The sequence below is a fragment of the Acidocella sp. MX-AZ02 genome (assembly GCF_000306035.1).
Taxonomy (GTDB): Bacteria; Pseudomonadota; Alphaproteobacteria; order Acetobacterales; family Acetobacteraceae; genus Acidocella; species Acidocella facilis.
On sequence record NZ_JH976207.1, the window covers coordinates 1188102 to 1191545 of the forward strand.

At 62.5% G+C, this 3444-nt stretch carries 4 protein-coding genes; 2 read left to right on the plus strand and 2 right to left on the minus strand.

The annotated features are described in order from the left end of the window. Positions 1-117: 117 nt before the first annotated feature. Positions 118-690 carry a bacterioferritin gene (locus MXAZACID_RS05870; protein WP_008493238.1) on the minus strand — a complete coding sequence of 191 codons (573 nt, stop codon included), beginning with the start codon at positions 688-690 and terminating at the stop codon, positions 118-120. An 89-nt stretch (positions 691-779) separates the two neighbouring features. Next, positions 780-1178, minus strand: coding sequence for a host attachment protein (locus tag MXAZACID_RS05875; protein ID WP_083878497.1), 399 nt, complete (start codon positions 1176-1178; stop codon positions 780-782). 197 nt (positions 1179-1375) lie between these two features. Between MXAZACID_RS05875 and MXAZACID_RS05880 the strand changes: the two genes are divergently transcribed. Together MXAZACID_RS05880 and MXAZACID_RS05885 are read left to right on the plus strand one after the other, a co-directional pair. Further along, on the plus strand, positions 1376-2353 hold the full coding sequence (locus MXAZACID_RS05880) for a GDP-mannose 4,6-dehydratase (protein WP_008493240.1): 978 nt from the start codon (positions 1376-1378) through the stop codon (positions 2351-2353). Then, positions 2350-3261, plus strand: coding sequence for a GDP-mannose 4,6-dehydratase (locus MXAZACID_RS05885; protein ID WP_008493241.1), 912 nt, complete (start codon positions 2350-2352; stop codon positions 3259-3261). The genes MXAZACID_RS05880 and MXAZACID_RS05885 overlap by 4 nt, the downstream gene beginning before the upstream one ends. Positions 3262-3444: the final 183 nt, after the last annotated feature.

The window sequence follows — 3444 nt, forward strand, 5'->3', positions numbered from 1 at the left end:
CCTTTTTTGAAAAAGGGCGGAAAACGTCTGGGGTGTTGGCAGCGCCTGTGCCCACCCCCCCCCAACGTTTCGCGGCCCTTTTTGAAAAAAGGGCCGCCCTCCAAAAACTTTTGCGCTTTAGTCCTTTACGATGGGCCTGACGTCGCCGTCTTCAAGCAGATCCAGCATGTCGGTGGCGTGGTCTTCCTCATCCGCCAGTATCTCTTCCAGCAACGAACGGGTGGATGGATCCCCCGCCTCGCTGAAATATTTGATCAGATCACGATAATGCTCGATCGCCACGCGCTCGGCGACGAGATTGCCTTTCACCATTTCGGTCAGCGTCTCGGCATGGCCATATTCCGTGGCCGAGCGTGAGGCCAGGCCCTCCGGATTGAAATTCGGCGTGCCGCCGAGCTGATCGATCCGCTCGGCGAGGCGCTCCATATGCTCGCGCTCCTCCGCCGCGTGCTCGGCAAATTCCTCGCCGACGCTCTTGGAGGTGATGCCGGACACGGAGATCGAGTTCATCGTGTAGCGCAACACACAGACGATTTCCGTCGCCAGCGCGCCTTGCAGAAGTTCGATGGCGCGCGCGGGGTTTTTATAATCCGGCGTCACCGCGCCATCCGCGATGGATTTTTGCGCCTGGGCGCGCAGCACGTTCATGTCACGTAGGAAATAATTGCCGCTCTCTTGGGTCTTGGCCATGATTGATCTCCGAAACTATCGGACATCCACTTGGCCCTGACGCTGCCCGGATGAAACCAGCGCAATGTGACGGGCGGCTTGAAACCTGTTCATGTCGGCAGCCGCGCGCCATATACCGGGCACAGCCATTGGCGCAGATGCGGCCAGAGCTCGTGATCCTGCAGCCAGGTCAGGTCCTTGTCCGAAACCTCCCGCAACTTGGCTTGCGCGGCCTTGCCGAGATGCAGGCGGATCCCCTTCAGCGTGTGCGCCGGTGCCGCGATATAAAGCTGGTCATAGAGCGCCACCTGCTGGTTCAGCTCGGTCGCCACCCAGATCGGCAATATTTCGCGGGCGCGGGCATGGGCGTCCTCACGCGCGCCGGGGGTGCCCCCCTGCGGCGCGGCGCGCGCGCTTGAATGCAGGCTGTCATCCTCCGGTTCGGGCCGCACGAACCGCGCATGTTCGGCGTCGGCCAGGACGATCAGCGTGTTCAAATGAGTAGGCATGGCCACTCCCCTTATTGCGTTAAACCAGCAATAGCGTCGCCAGAATCGCCGCGTCCTTGATCCTGGTCAAAAAAATCCGAAGGCGGAACGATTGATAAAGCCGCCAACCTATGGTTGCATCATACCTACAGGCCCATGACCACCCAGAAGATGAAGAGGCTCGACATGCTCCCACCCCGCTCGCTTGCCGACCGCCGATGAAAACCGCCCTGATCACCGGCATCTCCGGGCAGGACGGCGCCTATCTGGCGCAGCTGCTGCTGGAGAAGGGCTATCATGTCGCCGGCATGGCGCGGCGCTGTTCAAACCCTGACCAGGCGCGTGCGCGGTTGCGTTGGCTGGGCATCGCGGACGAAGTGGAGATTCTGGACGGGGATCTGACCGATCTCTCCAGCCTGTTGCGGCTGCTGACCCGGGTGCGGCCCGATGAGGTGTATAATCTCGGCGCGCAAAGCTTTGTCGCGCTCTCCTGGCAGCAACCGATTCTCACCGGCGAGGTGACCGGCATGGGGGTGTTCAACCTGCTGGAGGCGATCCGGCTCTCCAACCTCCCGGTGCGGTTCTACCAGGCCTCATCCTCGGAAATGTTCGGCAAGGCGCAGGCGCCGCTGCAGAGCGAGACCACCCCGTTCTATCCGCGCAGCCCCTACGCGGTGGCGAAGCTGGCCGGGCACTGGATTACCGTGAATTACCGGGAAAGCTTCGGGTTGCACGCCTCTTCCGGCATTTTATTCAACCATGAGAGCCCATTGCGTGGCATGGAATTCGTTACCCGAAAGATTACAAATGCCGTGGCAGGGATCAAGCTGGGCTTGAATCAAGGGCTTGAGCTAGGCAATCTTGAAGCGACACGGGACTGGGGACATGCCCGTGATTATGTGAAAGCGATGTGGCTGATGATGCAGCAGGACAGTCCGGGAGATTATGTCATTGCAACCGGACGTAGCGTGAGCATCCGATCATTCTGCGAGATCGCCTTTCGCCATGCCGGGCTCGATTACCGGGATCATGTACGGGTGAATCCCGCTTTTTTCCGCCCGGCGGAAGTGGATTGCCTGCGCGGCGACGCGGCCAAGGCGCATCTCACCCTGGGCTGGGTGCCGCAGGTCGGGCTGGAGGCGCTGGCCGCCGAGATGGTGGAGGCCGATCTGCACCGTCTGTCGCGCGCCGCATGACCAGGCTGCTGATCACCGGCGCCAGCGGTTTCGCCGGACGGCATCTACTGGCGCATCTGCGCCAAGAGGCACCGCATCTGGAATTACTCGCCCCCTCGCTCGACATTACCGACCAGAAGGCCATCGAGGCGCTGATCGCAACCGCGCAGCCGGATATTTTGCTGCATCTGGCTGGCATTTCCTCGCCCCGCCATGCCGCCGCCAACCCGGAGCGCAGCTTCACGGTGAATGTTCTGGGCAGCCTCAATCTGGCAGAGGCGGTGCTGGCGCATGCGCCCGCCTGCCGCTTCATCTTCGTCTCCAGCACGGAAGTCTATGGCCGCGCCTTCATCGATGGCGAGGCGGTGACGGAGGCGACGGTGCCCGAGCCGGTCGGCCCCTACGCGCTGAGCAAGGCCAATGCCGAGGAGGCCCTGGCCGCGCTGCCGGGGCTGAAGCTGCTGCGCCTGCGCGTGGCCAACCATACCGGGCCGGGGCAGCTGCCGGATTTCGTGGTGCCGGCCTTCGCGCGGCAGATCGCGCGGATCGAGGCGCGGCTGCAGCCGCCGGTGCTGAAGACGGGAAATCTCGATAGCTGGCGAGATTTCCTGGATGTTCACGATATTTGCACGGCCTATAATGCAGCCTGCGCCTTGCCCGACTTCGCGCCCAAGGAGGTGCTGAACATCGCCAGCGGCAAGCCGCAGCGCATCGGCACGCTGCTGGACATGCTGCTGAGCATGGCGCGCGTGGAAATCTCCGTGCAGCCGGATGCGGCGCGCCAGCGGCAGGGCGAGATCCGCTATACCCTGATCGACGCCAGCCGGGCCAAGGCGCGGCTGAACTGGGCGCCGCGGCGCGCCATGCGCGAAACCCTCGCCGCGACGCTGGCCTATTGGCGCGCGGAGGCGGCCAAGGAAGCTGGCTAGAGCAATATGTGTTTAGGTTGACGCGCCAGCGTCAAGATAAACACATGGAATTGCTCGCTAAAACAAAACTTAAAGCATCGAGCTAAAAGCTTGATGCTTTAAGCCGCGGCCCTTTGTCCGAAAGGGCCGCGAAGGTTCGGGGGCTTGGTGGCGCCCGTGCCAAAACCTCGAGGTTTTTGACGC